This window comes from Agrobacterium sp. CNPSo 2736, assembly GCF_004005385.1.
Lineage (GTDB): Bacteria > Pseudomonadota > Alphaproteobacteria > Rhizobiales > Rhizobiaceae > Agrobacterium > Agrobacterium leguminum.
Genome location: NZ_RZTX01000022.1, coordinates 31,599 through 50,501, shown reverse-complemented (window position 1 = coordinate 50,501; position 18,903 = coordinate 31,599). Strand labels below are relative to the sequence as shown.

The window sequence follows — 18,903 nt, the reverse complement described above, 5'->3', positions numbered from 1 at the left end:
GGCCGGTCTTGGATCCCGGGATTTTTTTGCTTCAATCGCCCCTGTCGCGAAGCCCGTAACCGATACGCATGGGGAAAGCGAGATAACACCACCCCGCTCAACACCGATTCACCGGTCAACGATTCGAGCGGCCGGACATCCGGCGGCTGGACAAACTGATTTGCCTTCGAGCGGGCTGCGCTTACTGACACGACGCACGTTTGCAGGCACGAACTTGCGAACTCGCTCGACATCGAGAATCACAAAGATGTTTAATGCCGGCACACTGAACTATCGTCGCGCGGTAGAAGAACGCCGTTACTGGACATGATGGTTGCCCGCCCCCCCTCGGCGCTCGTCCGCTGGCAGCAACCTAGCTGCCGTCCAGAGCCACGTTGAGTGAATATCGATCGATACGCTCCTGAAGCGCGACTACCACAGCTTGCAGGAACTCTCGACGCCGAGGCGCGGCGGTTTTTGCCAGTGTCACTGTCAGTCGCGCGCAAATCTTGCTCATGAACCCAACATGATCAAAGCTGTCGGCAGATATGTTGACCTCAACCTCTTCCATGTAATGCGACAGGTGCGACCCCAGCTCAAGATTCGCGTCCATCTGGTAGTGGGAGGCCATCTGCTCTGCAAGCGTGCCCATCTGCACGTAGGGGCCGTATTCGTCGATCATTAAATCTCCTTCGTCTGGCTAAGAATCTAGATAGGCGCTCTTTTTCAAAGAACGAGATGCATCCGTGACGATCCACGCAAAAGACCCGACCGAATTTCTAAAATATGCGTGATCGATCAGGCGGCCGCCCGAGTCGTTCTCCCGGAATATTGCCGCGCCAGCGATTTAATGGCACCGGCTCAATCCCGACGCTCAATGAACGTCAGCAGAAGGGGATGAGCCGCCAGGCAAGAGGCAACCGACGATGGCCAGGTAATGCCGCGATCCGCTAAGGTTCACAGCCATTTTGCCTGCAATGGGTATGAAATGGATAAAGAAGCCAGCGCTTGTTCTGCTTCTCATATAAATCTCAGCAGAAACTGATGGCGGAGAGGATGGGATTCGAACCCACGATACGCTTTTGACGTATACTCCCTTAGCAGGGGAGCGCCTTCGACCACTCGGCCACCTCTCCGGTGCGGCCTGATTATTGCGTAAAAAAAATGATTGCAAGGCTTTTTCGCCAAGAAGCACAAAAACCTGTTGGCTGAACATCGCCCGGCGAAACTTTGCGGGCAATTCGGGAACTTCTTTAAAGCCGACACGTTCTGCCTTCGGTAACAAAAGAGGTGTTCTAATGGCTCAGACCAAACTGAATGTTGTCGAAGACACGATCGAAAACCAGATTGCGGAGCTGCGTTCGCAGATTTCGTCCCTCTCCAAATCCGTATCCGCCCGCGCGGAAGGTGTGAGCGAGGATGCGTCCGAATTTCTGGATGAGGCGCGCGGGCGCGTGCGCAAGGCCGCGCATAATGTCCGCGCTCAGGGCCAGAATGTCGTGGAAGCCGTCAAGGAAAATCCCGGCACGGCGACCTCCCTGCTGACGATCGTTGGCGCACTCGGTTTTGCCATCGGTTATGCGGTCGGCACAAGCACGCAGCAGAACTCGTCGAACAGCAGCCTTTATCGCTGGCGCTAATCGCCGCATGGACTTAAAATTGAGGCAAGGCGGGTCAATCCTGCCTTGCCTTTCCGTATTGGTTTGAAATGTGATGAATGGGGGCGGATATGCGGTTCAGCGACGATCTTGAAACGGCTTTGTCGGATTTTGCAAGGGATCACGGCATAGACAGGGATGAGGCCATCCAGCGTATCATTCGCGCCGCCCTTATCAACACCGGTTATCTCGCCTCCGGCGAAGAAGGCATTCCGCCGGAAAAGCTGAACGCCAGCAACGACGACTGAATTAATAGCCGGACCGTGATGGCGCAGGAGCTGCTCCGCCCTTGTAACGGGCAGAGAGCGCACGCAGGGTGCTGGCGAATTCGGTGACATCCGCACCGACGGCCACGAAGGACGCGCCGAGTTCGAGATAGCGGCGATTATAGGTTTCATTGAAGGTGAGAATGCCGGCGGCCTTGCCCGCCTTGACGATCTTGACGATCGCCGCCTCGATCACCGCCTGCACTTCCGGCTCGTCTATCCTGCCGAGATAACCCATATCAGCGGCCAGATCCGCCGGGCCGATGAAGACGCCGTCCACACCCTCCACCGCGAGAATATTGTCGAGATCGTTGATCGCTGCGCGCGTTTCGGCCTGCACCAGCAGGCAGACGCTGTCGGAGGCGCTGTCGGCATAGTCGGTTATCGTGTTGAAGGCGGAAGCGCGGGCAACGGCAGCACCCATGCCGCGAATGCCGCGCGGCGGATAATGCATGGCGCTGACCAGATCCTTCGCCTGGTCGGCCGAATCGACCATCGGCACCAGAAGCGTGCGCGCACCCGCATCCAGAAGCTGCTTGATCATCCAGCTTTCGCCGACCGGCACGCGCACCACCGGTTCGGCAGGCGATGTGGCAAGGGCGCGCAGCTGATCGATGATGCTGCGCAGATCGTTCGGCCCATGCTCGCCGTCGATCACCAGCCAGTCGAACCCCGCCGTACCGGCGATTTCCGCCGTGATGGCCTCACCCATATCGAGCCAGAGGCCGATCTGCGGCTTGCCGGCATGGATGGCGGTTTTGAAACGGTTTTCGGGAGCAGGCATGATGTCCTCAGGAAAGCAGTAATTTCAGATCGGCGGAAGCATCCGCCAGGATGGCGCGATCCGGCTCGGCGCCGGTATCGAGCAGTTTCTTGCCCGCGACATAGGCCTTGGCATCGTTGACGGCATCCACCGCCACGAATCGCCCCTCGCGGAAATACCAGACGGACCAGCTGCCCTCACGCGCGCCCTGCCTCAGCATCGTCTCGTCGTAACCCAGGTTGAAACCGGCGATCTGCAGCTTGGCGTCATATTGATCCGACCAGAACCATGGCTTCGGATCATAGGCGGCTTCAGCCCCGGTAAGCACGGCAGCGGCCGCCTCGGCCTGATCGACAGCGTTCTGTACCGATTCGAGACGCACATGCTGGCCGCGCCAGGGCAGCAGCGCGCAATCGCCCACCGCATGAATGGCACTGTCGGAGGTGCGGGTATGGTCGTCCACCACGATGCCATTGCCGACATTGAGGCCCGATTCGCGAGCGAGGCGGTCATTCGGCGTGACGCCGATGCCGACAATCACAAAGTCCACATCCAGCGTCGAGCCGTCGGAGAGTTCGGCTGCGGCCACCCGGCCATCCATGCCGACAAGGCGCACAAGGCCGGTCTTTTCGCGAATGGAAACGCCGTGGGCCTGATGGATGCCGCGCATGATATCGGCGGTTTCCTTCGCCGCCACACGCTGGAGAATGCGGTCGGCCATTTCGATCAAGGTCACTTCGAGGCCGAGCTTGCGGGCGACGGCCGCTGCTTCGAGACCGATATAACCGCCGCCGATCACCAGCAGTCTGCGGCCCGGCTTCATCTCCTCCATAAGCCGGTCGGCATCGCGCTTGTCGCGAACGGTCAGAACGCCTTCCAGATCGCCGCCAATGCTGGCAGGCAGCAGGCGGGGAGCCGCCCCGGTCGCCAGCACCAGCCTGTCATAGGAAAGCGTGCTGCCGTCCTGCATGCGCAGGGATTTGGCGGCGCGATCTATCTCCTCGACCCAGGTGGAAAGCCGGATATCGACATTGTTTTCGGCGTACCATTCCTCCGGACGGAACATCAGCCGGTCGAAGCTCATCTCGCCGAGAAGGTATTTTTTGGAGAGCGGCGGCCGCTGGTAAGGATAGGCATCCTCGGAACCGACGATGGTGACGGGGCGCTCGTCCTTCAGCGCCCGAAGCTTCGACGCCAGCGCGAAAGCGGCCTGCCCCGCCCCGACGATTACCAGCCTTCCCGTCACAGTCCACTCCCAGAAGAATCACGAAGCGCCGGTCCTGCCGGGCCTCGCGATGCGATATTGCAAGGCTCAGGCGTAACGCCAAGTACGGCCCCAGTCAACACCAGCCCCGTGCAAGCGTGACGCAGTATCAGCACAGGCTGCAACCGGATGGGACCGAACGCATTTCCATAGCGGAAACATCGGCTTCCGAAGGGAAGATTGGTCGAGATCGAGACAGAGTACAGACAATTGCGCGGATTTCCTTCATGCCCTGGCAAGGAAGCGGCGTTAAAATCGGCATCAAAAGAGGCAATCCGGGAGGTTGTCATGGCTTTGCATATGGATCCCCGTCAGAACGTCCCCCAGGACGAGATGTACGAGAAATTTCAGATCGACCGGCCCGGCAAGATCACCTTCATCGGGCATCATCTCAGCGCCAAGGACACCATGCGCTGCCTGGTGCGGACCATTTCCCTTTACGGCGCGGAACTGGATGTCAGCCCCGATCTGGAAATGCCGGCCAATTTCTATCTGGAAATTCTAGGTATCCGCGATGAGATCGGCTGCACGCTGATCCGCCGCGAAGAGGAAAAAGTGACGATCGGCTTCAATATGCTGATTGATGCGGAGTTCCTGCACCATGTGCGACGCCTGAGCTTCGAGACCAACGCGTGATCCTGACATGACAGGCCGATGGCTTTTCCGTCTCCTCGCCGGGACGTAAAATTCTGTTCCAAAACAGTCGTGCCGGAACCGGCTGCGCCTTGCGTCCGGTTTTTTTGCACCTATTGTGAGCCGGGTTTTAAACACAGGTACCGGAACTCTCAGCCAATGTCAGCCTTTTCCCGCCTCACGCCGCTTGCCGCTTCGCTTCCCTCAACCGTTCCCTTCGTCGGCCCGGAGGCCATCGAGCGCAACCGTGGCCTGAAGGTTGAAGCGCGTATCGGCGCCAATGAGAGCGGCTTCGGCCCCGCCCCTTCCGTGCTTCTGGCCATGCGCGATGCGGCGGCGGAGACATGGATGTACAGCGATCCGGAAAATTACGAGTTGAAGGAAGCGCTTGCCATCCACCATGGCGTTGCACGCGGCAATATCGCCATCGGCAGCGGCGTCGATGGGCTGCTGGGCGAGATCGCTCGGCTGATCGTCGAGCCGGGCACGCCTGTCGTCACCTCTTTTGGCGGCTACCCCACCTTCAATTACCATGTGAACGGTTTTGGCGGGAAGCTCGTGACCACGCCCTATGTCGACGATCACGAAGACCTCGACGGGCTTCTCGATCTCGTCATCCGGGAAAATGCGCCGCTCGTTTATTTCGCCAATCCCGACAATCCAATGGGAAGCTGGTGGGAAGCGAGCGAAGTCGTCGCCTTTGCCCGCGCATTGCCGGAAACCTGCCTGCTCATTCTGGATGAGGCCTATTGCGAAACCGCGCCAGCCAGCGCCGTGCCGGCCATCGACGCGCTGATCGGCCAGCCGAACATTCTGCGCATGCGCACCTTCTCGAAAGCCTATGGGCTGGCGGGTGCGCGCGTGGGTTACGCCATCGGCACGCTCGGCAATGTCGAAGCCTTCGACAAGATCCGCAACCATTTCGGCATGGCGCGCATTTCGGTCGCCGGCGCTTTGGCGGCGTTAAAGGATCAGGCCTATCTGCATGAAGTCGTTGGTAAAATTTCCGACGCCCGTGAGCGTATTTCGGCAATCGCCCGTAATAACGGCCTTTCACCGCTCCCCTCCGCCACCAATTTCGTCACCATCGATTGCCACCGCGACGGGGCTTATGCCCGCGCCATCGTCGATGGGCTGATGGAACATGGCGTCTTCATCCGCATGCCGGGCGTCGCGCCGCTCAACCGCTGCATTCGCGTGAGCGTGGGGCCGGGTGACAAGCTCGATCTGTTCGAACAGGCGCTGCCCAAGGTCATCAAGGCGCTGGGCTGATATTGAGTGCCGTCATTCCGGCCTTGAGCCGGAATCCAGCGCGATCAAGCCCTTGATCGCGAAAGACCCTTTCACGCCGCAAACGCGGCGTGGCTGGATGCCGGATCAGGTCCGGCATGACGGAAGAAGGAAGCGATTCGAAAACCGCACCTGTCATGCCTGCCGTGGCGGTTTCATCCTCATGACAGGGTGATGCGAATGCGATTCAACGTCCCCCCGCAAGCCCCTGCCCGCGGATCGTTTTCCGGCGAAGAGACATCGCCAAACATAAGAAAACCGCGCCGGCCTTGTTCCTGCCGGTCGCGGTTTGATGTGTCAGCGCAAAAGCCCTTTTCAAAGCCCTCGCCGCGTTCCCCTTCGGGTTTACTTTCCTTTGCGCCGGTCATCGGGACTGGAGGGAACCGGACCGGCAATCTCAATAATGGCTGGGTCGATCAGTGCATCGTCATCCAGTCGCGGGCGGCGCGCAGCGCTTCGGCCAGTTCCGATTTCGTCATGTTGCGGGCGAGATCGGCGCGCAGCGAAGCGGCTCTTTCCGATCCGCGGATCGCGGCGATGTTGAGCCATTTATGGGCGGCGATCAGGTCCACCTTGCAGCCCCGGCCGGTCGCATAGACCAGGCCGAGATTGCAAAGAGTGTCGGCGCGGGTTTCGCCACCGGCAGCCATTTCGATATCGCGAATTTCAAAGCGTGCCATTGTTTTAATCCCTGTCCTTCTGCCTGTTTCATCATTCGCCTTCTTGTCGAGGCCATCGTCCGGACCTGCCGTCTTTTGCGGCTTTTTTGTCCTTTCGTCCGGCAGGTTTTCCCTGCGCTTTTGATGAGTTCACTATGCCACGGGGCCTTCAACGGTCGCTTAAAAGGCATGATTAATGGGCCGCAAACAAACTGCAAACGATTGGTAAAATTGGGTTTTCGTTAAATATCACGAGCCGCGGAAATTAAGGACTTTGCGGCGAATTTTACGAAAAGTTTAGAATTGGATTTAAACCCTTCCTTCACCACGATCAAAACAGCGATTTTCGAATTCTCCCTCTTCGCTCCTCCCGCCGCTGCAAATGCCGCGCCGAGGCCGCAAATTTCTGTTTCCTTTTACGTGAACGTCAAATACTATCCGCCCTGCCCGTCATGAGGATGAAACGGGCACAGGATAGCGCGGTGCAAGGAGCAATCGTTGCGCCGCAGGCGGCTTGGGCCAGAGATGGCGCATTCGCACGCCAAAAGGGTTTGATCTGCGCATCGCGTCTTTGGGCCGCCGGCTCTAGAAAGCCTGCGCGAATTTCGGGAGGAATTTTATGAAGCGTATAATGACGATTGCCGCCGCCCTCATGCTGAGCGGCAACCTTGCCGTCGCCGCCGAGGCAATCGAGGGCAACTGGAAGACCGCCAGTGGCGAAACCGCCGTGATCGGCCCCTGCGGCGGCGCCTTCTGCGTGACGCTGAAGACCGGCAAACACGCCGGAAAACAGATCGGCAAGCTTTCCGGCAAGGGAAACAGCTATTCGGGTGAAATCACCGATCCCGCCAATGACAAGACCTATAGCGGCTCCGGCACCGTTTCCGGCAACTCGCTGAGCATGAAGGGCTGCGTGCTGAAGGTTCTGTGCAAATCGCAGACCTGGACGCGGCTTTAATCGACAGGGCGGCGGGCGGGCTTCTGTCCTGCCGCCTGCGGTCTCCCGCCTGACGGCGCGGTGCACCGCCCAGGGATTTCGCCTGAGACTGCGGACGCACGCCGCATGGAAGCCATATATCCGTTGATGTATCGTTGCGCCCAACACCAACGAGAGCGACGCATGCGCCCCACCCTTTCGACAATCCTGATTGCGGGCACCTCGCATGTCGGCAAAAGCACCCTTGCCGGCCTGCTGAGCGAAAGGCTGCGCTGCGAGGCAATATCGACCGACAGTCTCGCCCGCCATCCGGGCAGGCCATGGCCGGGCATTCTGGCACCGGTGGAAGAATATTATGCACGGCTCTCGGCGGAAACGATCCACTGGTTCCTGAAGATACATCATCAGAACATCTGGCCGCTGATCCGCACAATGATCGACAGCAGGTCGGCCATCGGCACTCCCACAATCTTCGAGGGCGCGGCCCTGCGGCCGGAATTCATTTCGCCCCTGCTTGGCGGCACGGTCGCCGGTGTCTTTCTCCATGCCGGCAATGATTTTCTTCTCGAGAGAATGCGCTCTCACGCCCGCTATGAAGATGCAACGGCTGAGAAGCGGCGGATCATCGACGCCTTCATCGAGCGTTCGTTGCGGGAAAACACGGACATGCTGGCATCCGCGCAGGAGCACCGCGTGCCGGTTGTCGATGTGACTGAGCTTCAGGCATTCGAGACCCTGGTGACCGATCTTGCGACACGCGCGGAAGCCCCTCTATCCTGATCGAAAAGCGGGTGGCCCGCGAGATGCCCGGCGGCATTGTGGCATCAATCTGTCATGTCACCGCCCGTTAACATCCCTGAATGCCATATGAACCGGGGTCTCAGGGTCCGTTCAGTCCGAGTGTGGCAAAACTCTGTCCATCAACTCCAATAAGGGGAATGGACATGGCAAAGCTGATCAGCCGACTGGCAATCTTCGCGTTTCTCATGGCGATCTTCGCCATGTCCTTCGCCTCGCTCGTCGTTAATCCGAACCGCAGTTTCCAGCGGGTGAATGCCGGCGCGGCAATCGCCTGCCAGCACAGCCCGTCGCCCGCCGCCAATTGCCCCGTCGTATTGTGAGGACAGGCCGATGACGACAAGTTTTTCCAACGGCCTGTTTTCCGCGCTGCGGCTGGTGCTGATGGCCTCGATCTTTCTCGGTCCGGTCGCCGGACTTGCCGTTTACAAGGCCGATCCCCGCCCCGCCTCCAAGGGCGCCGGCTTCGTGCTTTTGATGAGCCTGCAGCGTGGCGCGCTCGGCTGAAATTTCCACCGACCCGCTGTTATTCGAACGGCCTTTTTGCGTTTCTTTTCAGTTTCTTCGTATTTCTGTCGCTTGCCTGTCGAAATTGGCCTCTTATAATGGGCCATGACAATAGCAAAACGAACGATTCCGCCCCTCACCTTCATCAGCCCCGAGCCTTTCGCGCCGCAGTCCTTCACGGACCCGAAACAAGCTGTGGCGGCTTTGACCGCGCTTTACGAACGCAATACGGCGTTCCTGATCGATTCCTTCACCGAGCTTGCCAAGGGCGCGCCGATTGCCGGGCGCTACCGCGCCTGCTATCCGCAGGTCAGCCTCGAGACCGCCACCTTTGGCCATGTCGATTCGCGTCTCTCCTACGGCCATGTCACCGCCCCCGGCGTTTACACGACGACCATCACCCGGCCGGAGCTTTTCCGCCATTACCTCAAGGAACAGCTGGGGCTTCTGATGAAGAACCACGGCGTTCCGGTCACGGTGTCGGAATCGGCCACGCCCATTCCGCTGCATTTCGCTTTCGGCGAAGGCGCCTATGTCGAGGCGGCGGCGGCCTCCTCGCTGTCCGACGTGCCGCTGCGCGATCTCTTCGATACGCCCGACCTCAACAATACCGACGATCTCATCGCCAATGGCGAATATGACCAGGTGCCGGGCGAACCCGCGCCGCTCGCCCCCTTTACCGCGCAGCGCATCGATTATTCGCTGGCCCGCCTCAGCCACTATACGGCAACCAGCGCCAGCCATTTCCAGAACTTCGTGCTGTTTACCAACTACCAGTTCTATATCGATGAATTCGCCGCATGGGCGCGGCAGTTGATGAAGAATGGCGGCGAGGGTTACACGGCTTTCGTGGAGCCGGGCAATATCGTCACCCCTGCCGGTTGCGACAAGCCGGAAACGGATGCCGTGCTCGCGCGCCTGCCGCAGATGCCCGCCTATCACCTGAAGAAGAAGGGCCATGCCGGCATCACGCTCGTCAATATCGGCGTCGGCCCCTCCAACGCCAAGACGATCACCGACCACATTGCCGTGCTGCGCCCGCATGCCTGGCTGATGGTCGGCCATTGCGCCGGCCTGCGCAACAGCCAGCGGCTGGGCGACTACGTTCTGGCCCATGCCTATGTGCGCGAAGATCACGTGCTTGACGACGATCTGCCCGTCTGGGTGCCGATCCCGGCGCTTGCCGAAGTGCAGCTGGCGCTGGAAGGTGCTGTTGCGGAAGTCACCGGCTACGAGGGCTTCGAGCTGAAGCGCATCATGCGCACCGGCACCGTCGCCACCATCGACAACCGCAACTGGGAGCTTCGCGATCAGGCAGGCCCCGTCAAGCGCCTGTCGCAGTCGCGCGCCATAGCACTCGACATGGAATCGGCCACCATCGCCGCCAACGGCTTCCGCTTCCGCGTGCCCTACGGCACCCTGCTCTGCGTCTCCGACAAGCCGCTGCATGGTGAATTGAAGCTGCCCGGCATGGCGACGGAGTTTTACCGCACCCAGGTCGCCCAGCATCTGCAGATCGGCATCCGCGCCGTGCAGAAGCTTGCCGCCATGCCGACGGAAACGCTGCATTCGCGCAAGCTTCGAAGCTTTTACGAGACGGCGTTCCAGTAAAAACAGATATCGCGGAAAGCGTCGTTGGTGTATCGTTTCGAAAATCGATACACCAAGGATTTTTCGATGCGCACCAACATTGAACTAGATGACGCCTTGCTCGCCGAGGCGATGGAAATCACCGGTCTTTCGACAAAAAAGGCGACAGTGGAAAAGGCGTTGCGCGATCTGGTGCGCATTCATCGTCAGATGCGCGCCCTCGATGCGTTGGAGGGCATGGGCTGGGAAGGTGATCTGGACGAGATGCGGACGGATTGGGATGCTGAGACGGACTGGGATGTGAAGAAAGCCAAATGATCGTAGCAGATAGCTCTGCCTGGATTTCATTTATTCGAAAAGACGCGCCTACCCTCTCCGCCAAGTTTCGCGCCTTAATGGCGCAGGGCGAAATTCTGATCGGCGATATCATTCTTCTCGAGGTGCTTAGAGGCGCGCGTGACGGTCATCATGCGCGCCGCCTTGAGCAGATGCTGGGCGAATTTCCCTGCGTCGCGATGATGTCGCCCCAGCTCGCCATCAAAGCCGCCGCCAATTACCGCTTCCTGCGGGAGCGCGGCTATACGATCAGAAAAAGCAACGACCTCATTATCGGTACCTACTGTATCGAGCACGGGCACAAGCTGTTGCAAAACGACCGAGACTTTCAGCCGATGGCCGATCATCTCGGTCTGCGACTGGCGTGAGCCTCAAACCACCTTCACCGTCCCCTCCACGCGAATGGGAAAATTCACCGAGCGTGCGATGAAGCATTTCTCGTGTGCATCATGGTGCAGCTCATCCGCTCTGGCCGGATCGCCTTTCGAAATGGTGATGACCGGTTTCAACACCACTTCGCTGAATTGCCCCGCGCCGTCCTTCTCCATCACCAGCGTGCCCTCAGCATTGTCGACATAGTCTTCGACGATGATGCCGTTGACCGAGCAGAAATGGAGGTACCACAGCTTGTGGCAGGCCGAGAGCGAGGCGACCAGCAGATCTTCCGGGTTCCAGCGGGCGGGATCACCGCGGAAGGCGGGGTCGGAGGAGCCGGCTATGTCAGCCTTTCCCGCCGTGGAAATCGTATAGTCGCGTTCATAGTCGCGATAGCCCGAGGTCCCCTTGCCGCGATTGCCCGTCCATTTCACCTGAACGGCGTAATGATGTTCCTGTCCTGCCATTTTAGTCCTCCCTAAGAGTTTTTCGTCGCATTTTCCGGACGTAAAACCGCTACGCACTTTTACTGGAAATGCTCCCGCGTATCGCGCAGGTGGTCGAGCCCCTTGCGCAGCGTTTCCATGATCTCATCCACTTCCGAGCGGCTGATCGTCAGCGCCGGTGAGGCCAGCATGCGGTCGCCGGTGGCGCGCATCACAAGGCCGTTTGCCAGGCAATGGTTGCGCACGGCGGTTCCGATGTCGTCCGGCTTGGCGAAACGCCGGCGCGTCGCCTTGTCGGCCGTCATCTGCAGGCCGCCCATCAGGCCGACATTCACCGCCTCGCCGACCAATTCGTGATCCGTCAGGCTTTTCCAGCCTTCGGAGAAATAAGGGCCGATATCGTCGCGTACCCGTTCCACCAGTCCCTCCTCCTCGATAATACGAAGGTTTTCCAGCGCGGCGGCGGCGCAGACGGGGTGGCCGGAATAGGTAAAGCCGTGGTTGAAGTCGCCGACTTCCGACAACATCACTTCCGCCACGCGGTCGGAAACGATGACGCCGCCGATCGGCAGATAACCGGATGAAAGGCCCTTGGCGACGGGGGCGAAATCCGGCTCCACGCCGAAATGCTGGTAACCGAACCAGGAGCCGAGACGGCCGAAACCGCAGATCACCTCATCGGAAACGAGCAGGATGTTACGCGCCTTGCAGATACGGGCGATTTCCGGCCAGTAGGTCTCCGGCGGCACGATGACACCCCCCGCCCCTTGAATGGGTTCGGCCACGAAAGCGGCGACATTTTCCTCGCCGAGTTCATCGATCTTCGCTTCCAGTTCACGCGCCACCTTCAGGCCGAATTCGGCCGGTGAAAGATCGCCGCCCTCGGCATACCAATAGGGCTGGCCGATATGGGCCACGCCCTCGATCGGCAGGTTGCCCTGCTCGTGCATCCATTTCATGCCGCCAAGCGAAGCGCCGGCAACCGTCGAGCCGTGATAGCCGTTGCGTCTTGCGATTACCCTGGTCTTCGTCGGATGGCCGAGCGCCTTCCAGTAGACGCGCGCCATGCGGAACCAGGTATCGGTCGCCTCCGAGCCGGAATTGGTGAAGAAGACATGGTTCATCTTCGGCCCGGCGCGCGACGCGATCTTCTGCGCGAGCAGCGTCGCGGGCGGCGTGGTGGTGCCGAAAAAGGCGTTGTAATAGGGCAGCTCGTTCATCTGGCGCTGCACGACATCGGCGATCTCGCGGCGTCCGTAACCGATATTCACGCACCAGAGGCCGGCAAAGGCGTCGAGATATTTCTTGCCGGTGCTGTCATAGATGAACACCCCTTCGGCACGCTCGATGATGCGGGTGCCGGCGGCGTTCAGCTTGCCCATGTCGGAAAAGGGGTGGAGGTGATGGGCGGCATCGATGGCGGCGAGATTGGACATCGGCTTGGAGATTTCATTCATGACAGATCGCACTCCCATAAAGGCGACGGCGCTCATGCCACCGCGCCTGCCGAACATGGCCGGGCGGCCTCGGTTTGGCAAGACTGGCGTTTTTTAGGGGGCGGCTTGGACAAGCGGAGGCGGCCTGGTTTCTTCTCCCCACCGGGGAGAAGGTGGCCCGAAGGGTCGGATGAGTTGGCAAGCGCGGAGATAGGCGGAGAGCTTGCCCCTCCTCCCGCTGCCGCGGACTTCTCCCCGGCGGGGAGAAGAAACAAGCGGCAACCGCCAATTCGCAGTCAGTTGCGCTGTGCGAAAAACGACCGCCCCACCAGCACCTTCAATTCGCCGGCGTGAACCTCCAGCGCCACGTCCCGCTCCATCGGCAGCAATTCGCCATCGATGACGCAGCGCAGGTCATGGCGTTTCTTGGGAAAATGCAACTCCACATCCGTCACGGTCATGGCGGTCACGGCGGCGTTTTCCTTCAGCCTGCCGCGCAGAATGTCGAAGGCAAGCCTTGCAACGCCGGACGGACGCAGCGGATCGGTGAGATAGAAACCAAGATGACCACCCGAGACATTATCCGCCACCAGCAGCGAATTCTGGCCGAATTCATTATTGGAAACGGAAATCGCCGAGACCTTGCGGTGCTGCGTTTTGCCGTTGACGGTATATTGCACCTCGAAGACCGGCGGGTTGAGGATGACGCTGATGGCAGCGCGGATGCTCGCCTTGATCTTGCCGAGCCGGGAAGCAAAAGCCAGATTGTTGCGATAGCGTACCATGCGCGAATGCAGGCCCGCGGAAAACTGATGGACAAAGATACGACCATTGGCGCTGGCGATGTCGACACTGGCAATCTCGCCATTCGCCAGCGTTTCCAGCACCTGGCGAATATCGAGCGGCAGCTTCAGCGAGCGGGAGAACAGGTTCATAGTGCCGGCCGGAACGATGCCGAGCGCGATGCCATGTTTCCAGGCGATGGCGGCTGCTGCGGAAATCGTGCCATCGCCGCCGCCGGCAATGATGCCTTCAATGCCCGGCTCATCGGCGGCGCGCTCCATTTCCTCGACGATATCCTTTCCGGAGACCAGACGGCAATCGATGGCGTGGCCGGCGCGGGTGAAGACCTCGCGGGCATGGTCGCAATAGGCCTCCATGTCAGTGGTGCGAAACGTGCCGCCGTCACGATTGAAAATTGCAATGAGCTTCATGTTTCCAACCCGATTCAGTAAGGCAGCCGCGCGTAAATGCCTGACCCTATATAGGGTTCCGAACACCATCGCGTGAAGATGCTCTTTTGCCGAGAATCGCTCTACCGCAACGCATCATTTCATGTTAGGGATCACTTAAGGTCATTTTCATGACCGCGCATCTCCAGTCAGGGCAGACCGCTCCCATACGGTCTTGCCCTTTTTTCTGTGGGCCCTTCCCGCTTTTCAGGTCACGATGAGCCAGTCGAATATTTCCGAAGCCCGCCCTGGCGCGGAGAATGAAACCGTTTACACGGCCGCCCCTGCCGTGGCCCTCTCCCCGCTTGCCATCGCGCTCATCGAACTGGCGCTTGCCGCCGGCGGCTTCGGCATCGGCACCGGCGAATTCGCCATCATGGGCCTGTTGCCTGACGTCGCCACGACCTATGGCGTCACCGTTCCGCAGGCTGGTTATGTCATTACCGCCTATGCGCTCGGCGTCGTCATCGGCGCGCCGATCATCGCGGTTCTTGCCGCGCGCATGACGCGCCGCACATTGCTTCTCGGCCTGATGGGGCTTTTTGCGGCCGGCAATATCCTGAGCGCCGTCGCACCGGATTTCCTGAGCTTCACCGTTCTGCGCTTCATCACCGGCCTGCCGCATGGAGCCTATTTCGGGGTTGCGGCACTGGTGGCGGCCTCCATGGCGCCGATCCACAAGCGCGCCCGCGCCGTTGGCCGCGTCATGCTCGGCCTCACCATCGCCACCCTGCTCGGCACGCCGCTCGCCACCTTCTTCGGCCAGCTGCTTTCCTGGCGCGCGGCCTTCATGCTGGTCGGCGGCATCGCGCTTTTGACGGTGGCCCTGCTCTGGTTCTTCCAGCCGCGTGACAGGGTGGAGGAAGGCGCCAGCGTCTGGCGCGAACTCGGCGCTTTCCGTCGTGTGCAGGTATGGCTGACGCTCGCCATCGCCGCCGTCGGCTTCGGCGGCATGTTCTCGGTGTTCAGCTATATCGCCAAGACCACCACCGATGTGGCGATGATGCCGGTTTCCACCGTCTCCATGGTGCTGGCGCTGTTCGGCATCGGCATGAATGTCGGCAATGTGGTCGGCTCGCGGCTGGCCGATATCTCGCTCAACGGCACGATTGGCGGCATGCTGGCCTTCAACGTGCTTGTCATGACCGTGTTCGGCATGACGGCGGATAATCCCTTCATGCTCTGCCTCTGCGTGTTCCTGATCGGCTGCGGTTTCGCCGCCTGTCCGGCCGTGCAGACGCGGCTGATGGATGTGGCGCAGGATGCGCAGACGCTGGCCGCCGCCTCCAATCACTCCGCCTTCAACATCGCCAATGCGCTCGGCGCCTGGCTCGGCGGCCTCGTCATCGCCATGGGTTTCGGTTACGCCTCCACCGGTTATGTCGGCGCGGTTCTTTCCCTTCTCGGGCTTGGCGTTTTCCTTGTTTCCGTCACCGTCGAACGGCGCGAAAAGGCGGCCTGAGCCGGCCCTATCGCAGCTTACGGAAATTTCACAATCGGGCGCTTGACTCTTTTCTGTTTCACGCGCAACACGGCCTTACGCGCAGGCCAATCAGCACGGCGCGGATTTCAACGGAGCATCATTAGATGTCTAGCGACAGTAGCAGTCGATTGCCTTTGCCGAGACCGGCGAACGTGAACTGATCCGACCGCTGTCGGCTCACCACCGCGTTCGCCGTTATCGGCGAATCGACGGAAAGGTGAGCAATCATGAACTTCCACAACCTCTCCCAGAGGGCCAGCAAGGCCGCACGTCTTCTTCGTAGCGGAAACGCCGGCTCCACCACCATTGCCGAACGCGTCGAGCACCTCAACACGCTGGATGTCGGCGAGGCCGTAACCGCCCTGCTCGCCATGCCGCAGGCAAAGGCCGTCGCCATTCTCGACCGGCCCGAACTGCATGGAGCAGCCGCGATCATCGCCCATATTCCGGTCGAACAGGCTGCCCGCTTCGTCAATCTGATGTCCGATGACCGCGTGGCCGACGTCATGGCGGAAATGGCCGAAGAGCCGCGCGCAAAGCTGTTTTCCCGGCTGGACCGCACGACGGCTCTCTCCATCCAGCACCTGATGGGGTATCCGCCGCGTACCGCCGGCTCGATCATGACCACGGAATTCGTCAGCGTGCCGGACAATTGGACGGTGGAACAGACCCTTTCGCACATCCGCGTCGTCGAGCGGTCGCGTGAAACGGTCTATGCCATCTATGTGCTGGCTGAGGACGGAACGCTTTCCACCGTCGTGACGCTGCGCCGCCTGCTGACCGGCGAAGCCGGTGCCTCCATCCTCTCCGTCGCATCGAAGGAAGGCATCGTCTGCGCCAGCCCCCTGATGTCGCAGGAGGATGTCGCCCGGCTGATCCGCAAGCACGACCTTCTGGCGCTGCCCGTCGTCGATGACCGCTCGCATATTCTCGGCATCGTCACTGTTGACGACGTGATCGACACCATGATCGCCGACACGACGGAAGACGCCCACAAGTTCGGCGGTATGGAGGCGCTCGGCAAGCCCTATATGACGATCGGCTTTCCGGACATGATCCGCAAGCGCGCCGGCTGGCTCGCAGCGCTCTTCCTCGGCGAAATGCTGACGGCCAGCGCCATGCAGCATTTCGAGGGCGAGCTGGAAAAGGCCGTGGTGCTGACGCTGTTCATTCCGCTCATCATGTCTTCGGGCGGCAACTCCGGTTCGCAGGCTACCTCGCTCATCATCCGGGCGCTGGCGCTCGGCGAGTTGAAGCTTTCCGACTGGTGGCGGGTGCTTCTGCGGGAAATCCCGACGGGCCTGACGCTCGGCTGCATTCTGGGCGCCATCGGCTTCCTGCGCCTGAGCCTCTGGCAGCAGGCCGGGTTTTACGATTATGGCGAGCACTGGCTGCTGGTCGGCGCCACCGTTTTCGCGGCCCTCGTCGGCATCGTCACCTTCGGTTCGCTCGCCGGCTCCATGCTGCCCTTCGTGCTGCAGCGTCTGCGGCTCGATCCCGCCAGCGCCTCTGCCCCCTTCGTCGCGACACTGGTGGATGTCAGCGGCCTCGTCATCTATTTCTCTGTGGCGCTGGTAATCCTCAGCGGCACGTTGCTTTGAAAGACGAAAGGCCCGTTCGAAAGAGCGGGCCTTCTACATTTCGCGGCACGTCATAATCTCTCCTCCGTCATGCCGGACTTGATCCGGCATCCAGCCACGGCGCGTCTGCGCCGTGAGAAGAGTCTTTTGCGATCAAGGACTTGATCGCGCTGGACCCCGGATCTAGTCCGGGGTGACGGCGTGCGGATGATGCAACTTTGCCAAAAGCATGGTTCCTGGAAAGCCCCTCACCCACCCGCGTTGATCACGCCCGTTCCCAGCAGCCCCAAAAGAATGACGCCAATGACCACGCGGTACCAGACGAAGGGCATGTAGCTCTTGGTGGAGACGAGCTTGAGGAACACGACGATTACCGCATAGCCGACCACGAAGGCGATCAGTGTCGCGAGTCCCGTCGGGCCCCAGCCGACCGGATTGTCCTCGCCGATGCTCTTGAAGAGCTGGTAGAAACCGGAACCGAAGACGGCGGGAACGGCGAGCAGGAAGGAATAACGCGCCGCCGCCTCACGGGTATAGCCTAAAAGCAGGCCGGCGCTGATAGTGCCGCCGGAGCGCGAGACGCCGGGGATGAGCGCCATGGCCTGCGCGAAACCGAAGAGAATGCCGTCGCGCCAGATCAGCTGGTTCAGCTTGTAACGCTTTTCGCCGATCCGGTCGGCAACGCCGAGAACGATGCCGAAGACGATCAGCATCACGGCGGTGATGTAAAGGTTGCGCAGCGAGTGCTCGATGGCATCCTTGAAGAACAGGCCAAGAAAGACGATCGGCACGGAACCGATGATGATGAGCCAGCCGAGCCGGGCATCGGCCTTGTTATACTCGCCGAGGCGAAAGTTCTGCCGGAGCCAGGCGATGGCAATGCGCATGATATCCGACCAGAAATAGACCAGCACGGCCGCTTCGGTGCCGATCTGCGTAATCGCGGTGAAGGCGGCTCCCGGATCCGCGCCGGAGGGCAGGAACTCCCCGGCGATCCTGAGATGCGCGCTTGAAGAAATCGGAAGAAATTCCGTAAGCCCTTGCAAAAAGCCGAGAAATGCGGCTTCCAACCAACCGATGCTCATGTGTCCTGATGTCCCTGCTGCGAATCGAGATCGCAGCATTATGCATCAATCGGGGCAAATGCATGTTGCATCGCACCATGAAAAAGGCGCGCGAAGGGGTGCGCTTTTACCCGTGATTTTTCAGGCGGCCTTTTCCTTCGCCTCGGGAAGGCGGGTATATTTCGCGCCGTTCCTGCACACGACATGGGCGTCGCCCCAGCTTTTCAGCGCCGAAATCACCGGTATCATCGTCTCGCCGAGCGGCGTCAGCGCATAATCCACGCGCGGCGGCACCACCGGAAAGACGGTGCGGGAAATCAGGCCGGCCTCTTCCAGTTCGCGCAGCTGCTTGGTGAGCATGCGCTGGGTGACGCTCGGAATATGGCGGCGCAGCTCGTTGAAGCGCAGCGTGCCCTCATTGATGAGGTGATAGAGGATCACGCCCTTCCATTTGCCATCGAGGAAACTCAAGGCCGATTCCACCGGGCAGCCGGGAAAGTTGCCAGTGAGCTTGGCGCGCGGTCGCGACATCACAGTATCCTTTTTGTATGTATCATCACAAAATGTGCATTCTTGCGATTGGTGTTCATATGTATCAAGTAAGAGG

General features: G+C 60.3%; 22 protein-coding genes and 1 tRNA gene. 13 read left to right on the top strand and 10 right to left on the bottom strand.

The genetic code is table 11. From position 1 onward, the window contains the following. Nucleotides 1–352 precede the first annotated feature (352 nt). Together EM858_RS24765 and EM858_RS24760 are read right to left on the bottom strand one after the other, a co-directional pair. Nucleotides 353–661: a hypothetical protein gene (locus EM858_RS24765; protein ID WP_127758298.1), complete on the bottom strand. Its 309-nt coding sequence runs from the start codon at nt 659–661 to the stop codon at nt 353–355. Between the two features lie 363 nt (nt 662–1,024). Continuing rightward, nucleotides 1,025–1,115 (bottom strand) — tRNA-Ser (locus EM858_RS24760). 162 nt (nt 1,116–1,277) lie between these two features. On the opposite strand from EM858_RS24760, the gene EM858_RS24755 reads away from it, so the two are divergent. Together EM858_RS24755 and EM858_RS27250 are read left to right on the top strand one after the other, a co-directional pair. Next, a complete protein-coding gene (locus EM858_RS24755; protein ID WP_127758297.1) occupies nt 1,278–1,619 on the top strand; it encodes a hypothetical protein in 342 nt (113 codons plus the stop codon). An 89-nt stretch (nt 1,620–1,708) separates the two neighbouring features. Then, nucleotides 1,709–1,885, top strand: coding sequence for a hypothetical protein (locus EM858_RS27250; RefSeq protein ID WP_162936695.1), 177 nt, complete (start codon nt 1,709–1,711; stop codon nt 1,883–1,885). A gap of 1 nt (nt 1,886) precedes the next feature. Here the strand turns inward: EM858_RS27250 and EM858_RS24750 are convergent, their stop codons facing one another. Next, the gene (locus tag EM858_RS24750; RefSeq protein ID WP_127758296.1) at nt 1,887–2,687 is read right to left on the bottom strand and encodes an HpcH/HpaI aldolase/citrate lyase family protein; all 801 of its coding nucleotides are present in this window, start codon (nt 2,685–2,687) and stop codon (nt 1,887–1,889) included. A gap of 7 nt (nt 2,688–2,694) precedes the next feature. Continuing rightward, nucleotides 2,695–3,912: an FAD-dependent oxidoreductase gene (locus EM858_RS24745; RefSeq protein ID WP_127758295.1), complete on the bottom strand. Its 1,218-nt coding sequence runs from the start codon at nt 3,910–3,912 to the stop codon at nt 2,695–2,697. Nucleotides 3,913–4,218: 306 nt separating this feature from the next. Here EM858_RS24745 and EM858_RS24740 point away from each other — a divergent pair, with 306 nt between their 5' ends. Then, nucleotides 4,219–4,566 carry a hypothetical protein gene (locus EM858_RS24740; RefSeq protein ID WP_035240153.1) on the top strand — a complete coding sequence of 116 codons (348 nt, stop codon included), beginning with the start codon at nt 4,219–4,221 and terminating at the stop codon, nt 4,564–4,566. Between the two features lie 156 nt (nt 4,567–4,722). Next, a complete protein-coding gene (locus EM858_RS24735; RefSeq protein WP_080817332.1) occupies nt 4,723–5,835 on the top strand; it encodes a pyridoxal phosphate-dependent aminotransferase in 1,113 nt (370 codons plus the stop codon). A 434-nt stretch (nt 5,836–6,269) separates the two neighbouring features. On the opposite strand, the gene EM858_RS24730 is transcribed toward EM858_RS24735, so the two are convergent. Beyond that, entirely contained in the window at nt 6,270–6,533 is a 264-nt protein-coding gene (locus EM858_RS24730) for a sel1 repeat family protein (protein WP_003524109.1), read from the bottom strand. A 598-nt stretch (nt 6,534–7,131) separates the two neighbouring features. Between EM858_RS24730 and EM858_RS24725 the strand changes: the two genes are divergently transcribed. The 7 genes from EM858_RS24725 (at nt 7,132) to EM858_RS24700 (ending at nt 11,048) form a co-directional block, all read left to right on the top strand. Next, nucleotides 7,132–7,470: a DUF2147 domain-containing protein gene (locus tag EM858_RS24725; RefSeq protein ID WP_080817333.1), complete on the top strand. Its 339-nt coding sequence runs from the start codon at nt 7,132–7,134 to the stop codon at nt 7,468–7,470. A 162-nt stretch (nt 7,471–7,632) separates the two neighbouring features. Further along, entirely contained in the window at nt 7,633–8,229 is a 597-nt protein-coding gene (locus tag EM858_RS24720) for a hypothetical protein (RefSeq protein ID WP_127758294.1), read from the top strand. 158 nt (nt 8,230–8,387) lie between these two features. Continuing rightward, nucleotides 8,388–8,570 (top strand): hypothetical protein, encoded by a 183-nt coding sequence (locus EM858_RS27245; protein WP_020809511.1) that lies wholly within the window; start codon nt 8,388–8,390, stop codon nt 8,568–8,570. A gap of 10 nt (nt 8,571–8,580) precedes the next feature. Then, nucleotides 8,581–8,754, top strand: a complete 174-nt coding sequence (locus EM858_RS27240) for a hypothetical protein (RefSeq protein WP_003509979.1) — start codon at nt 8,581–8,583, stop codon at nt 8,752–8,754. A gap of 105 nt (nt 8,755–8,859) precedes the next feature. Beyond that, a complete protein-coding gene (amn, locus tag EM858_RS24710; RefSeq protein ID WP_080817335.1) occupies nt 8,860–10,365 on the top strand; it encodes an AMP nucleosidase in 1,506 nt (501 codons plus the stop codon). Between the two features lie 66 nt (nt 10,366–10,431). After that, a complete protein-coding gene (locus tag EM858_RS24705; RefSeq protein ID WP_080818769.1) occupies nt 10,432–10,662 on the top strand; it encodes a type II toxin-antitoxin system VapB family antitoxin in 231 nt (76 codons plus the stop codon). Next, nucleotides 10,659–11,048 carry a PIN domain nuclease gene (locus EM858_RS24700; protein WP_003524104.1) on the top strand — a complete coding sequence of 130 codons (390 nt, stop codon included), beginning with the start codon at nt 10,659–10,661 and terminating at the stop codon, nt 11,046–11,048. Before EM858_RS24705 ends, EM858_RS24700 begins: the two co-directional genes overlap by 4 nt. 3 nt (nt 11,049–11,051) lie before the next feature. On the opposite strand, the gene EM858_RS24695 is transcribed toward EM858_RS24700, so the two are convergent. The 3 genes from EM858_RS24695 to EM858_RS24685 all read right to left on the bottom strand — a co-directional run bounded on the left by EM858_RS24695 (nt 11,052) and on the right by EM858_RS24685 (nt 14,151). Further along, a complete protein-coding gene (locus tag EM858_RS24695; RefSeq protein WP_080817336.1) occupies nt 11,052–11,522 on the bottom strand; it encodes an OsmC family protein in 471 nt (156 codons plus the stop codon). Between the two features lie 59 nt (nt 11,523–11,581). Beyond that, nucleotides 11,582–12,958 (bottom strand): aspartate aminotransferase family protein, encoded by a 1,377-nt coding sequence (locus EM858_RS24690; protein ID WP_164865559.1) that lies wholly within the window; start codon nt 12,956–12,958, stop codon nt 11,582–11,584. 275 nt (nt 12,959–13,233) lie between these two features. Continuing rightward, nucleotides 13,234–14,151, bottom strand: coding sequence for a diacylglycerol kinase family protein (locus EM858_RS24685; protein WP_080817338.1), 918 nt, complete (start codon nt 14,149–14,151; stop codon nt 13,234–13,236). Nucleotides 14,152–14,386: 235 nt separating this feature from the next. On the opposite strand from EM858_RS24685, the gene EM858_RS24680 reads away from it, so the two are divergent. Beyond that, the gene (locus EM858_RS24680; protein WP_051671853.1) at nt 14,387–15,631 is read left to right on the top strand and encodes an MFS transporter; all 1,245 of its coding nucleotides are present in this window, start codon (nt 14,387–14,389) and stop codon (nt 15,629–15,631) included. A gap of 248 nt (nt 15,632–15,879) precedes the next feature. Continuing rightward, a complete protein-coding gene (gene mgtE / locus EM858_RS24675) occupies nt 15,880–17,253 on the top strand; it encodes a magnesium transporter (RefSeq protein WP_127758292.1) in 1,374 nt (457 codons plus the stop codon). Nucleotides 17,254–17,480: 227 nt separating this feature from the next. Here the strand turns inward: mgtE and EM858_RS24670 are convergent, their stop codons facing one another. Next, nucleotides 17,481–18,317: an undecaprenyl-diphosphate phosphatase gene (locus tag EM858_RS24670; RefSeq protein ID WP_127758291.1), complete on the bottom strand. Its 837-nt coding sequence runs from the start codon at nt 18,315–18,317 to the stop codon at nt 17,481–17,483. A 120-nt stretch (nt 18,318–18,437) separates the two neighbouring features. Beyond that, on the bottom strand, nt 18,438–18,827 hold the full coding sequence (locus EM858_RS24665; protein WP_078054238.1) for a helix-turn-helix domain-containing protein: 390 nt from the start codon (nt 18,825–18,827) through the stop codon (nt 18,438–18,440). Between the last annotated feature and the right edge of the window lie 76 nt (nt 18,828–18,903).

Bases quoted from the DNA above. Each gene is read 5' to 3' on its own strand.
- EM858_RS24740 (WP_035240153.1), top strand. From the start codon at position 4,219: ATGGCTTTGCATATGGATCCCCGTCAGAACGTCCCCCAGGACGAGATG.
- EM858_RS24765 (WP_127758298.1), bottom strand. From the start codon at position 661: ATGATCGACGAATACGGCCCCTACGTGCAGATGGGCACGCTTGCAGAG.
- EM858_RS24755 (WP_127758297.1), top strand. From the start codon at position 1,278: ATGGCTCAGACCAAACTGAATGTTGTCGAAGACACGATCGAAAACCAG.
- EM858_RS24725 (WP_080817333.1), top strand. From the start codon at position 7,132: ATGAAGCGTATAATGACGATTGCCGCCGCCCTCATGCTGAGCGGCAAC.
- EM858_RS24705 (WP_080818769.1), top strand. From the start codon at position 10,432: ATGCGCACCAACATTGAACTAGATGACGCCTTGCTCGCCGAGGCGATG.
- EM858_RS24730 (WP_003524109.1), bottom strand. From the start codon at position 6,533: ATGGCACGCTTTGAAATTCGCGATATCGAAATGGCTGCCGGTGGCGAA.
- EM858_RS24720 (WP_127758294.1), top strand. From the start codon at position 7,633: ATGCGCCCCACCCTTTCGACAATCCTGATTGCGGGCACCTCGCATGTC.
- EM858_RS24680 (WP_051671853.1), top strand. From the start codon at position 14,387: ATGAGCCAGTCGAATATTTCCGAAGCCCGCCCTGGCGCGGAGAATGAA.
- EM858_RS24690 (WP_164865559.1), bottom strand. From the start codon at position 12,958: ATGAATGAAATCTCCAAGCCGATGTCCAATCTCGCCGCCATCGATGCC.
- amn (WP_080817335.1), top strand. From the start codon at position 8,860: ATGACAATAGCAAAACGAACGATTCCGCCCCTCACCTTCATCAGCCCC.
- EM858_RS24695 (WP_080817336.1), bottom strand. From the start codon at position 11,522: ATGGCAGGACAGGAACATCATTACGCCGTTCAGGTGAAATGGACGGGC.
- EM858_RS24735 (WP_080817332.1), top strand. From the start codon at position 4,723: ATGTCAGCCTTTTCCCGCCTCACGCCGCTTGCCGCTTCGCTTCCCTCA.
- mgtE (WP_127758292.1), top strand. From the start codon at position 15,880: ATGAACTTCCACAACCTCTCCCAGAGGGCCAGCAAGGCCGCACGTCTT.
- EM858_RS24685 (WP_080817338.1), bottom strand. From the start codon at position 14,151: ATGAAGCTCATTGCAATTTTCAATCGTGACGGCGGCACGTTTCGCACC.
- EM858_RS27245 (WP_020809511.1), top strand. From the start codon at position 8,388: ATGGACATGGCAAAGCTGATCAGCCGACTGGCAATCTTCGCGTTTCTC.
- EM858_RS24700 (WP_003524104.1), top strand. From the start codon at position 10,659: ATGATCGTAGCAGATAGCTCTGCCTGGATTTCATTTATTCGAAAAGAC.
- EM858_RS24750 (WP_127758296.1), bottom strand. From the start codon at position 2,687: ATGCCTGCTCCCGAAAACCGTTTCAAAACCGCCATCCATGCCGGCAAG.
- EM858_RS27250 (WP_162936695.1), top strand. From the start codon at position 1,709: ATGCGGTTCAGCGACGATCTTGAAACGGCTTTGTCGGATTTTGCAAGG.
- EM858_RS27240 (WP_003509979.1), top strand. From the start codon at position 8,581: ATGACGACAAGTTTTTCCAACGGCCTGTTTTCCGCGCTGCGGCTGGTG.
- EM858_RS24670 (WP_127758291.1), bottom strand. From the start codon at position 18,317: ATGAGCATCGGTTGGTTGGAAGCCGCATTTCTCGGCTTTTTGCAAGGG.
- EM858_RS24665 (WP_078054238.1), bottom strand. From the start codon at position 18,827: ATGTCGCGACCGCGCGCCAAGCTCACTGGCAACTTTCCCGGCTGCCCG.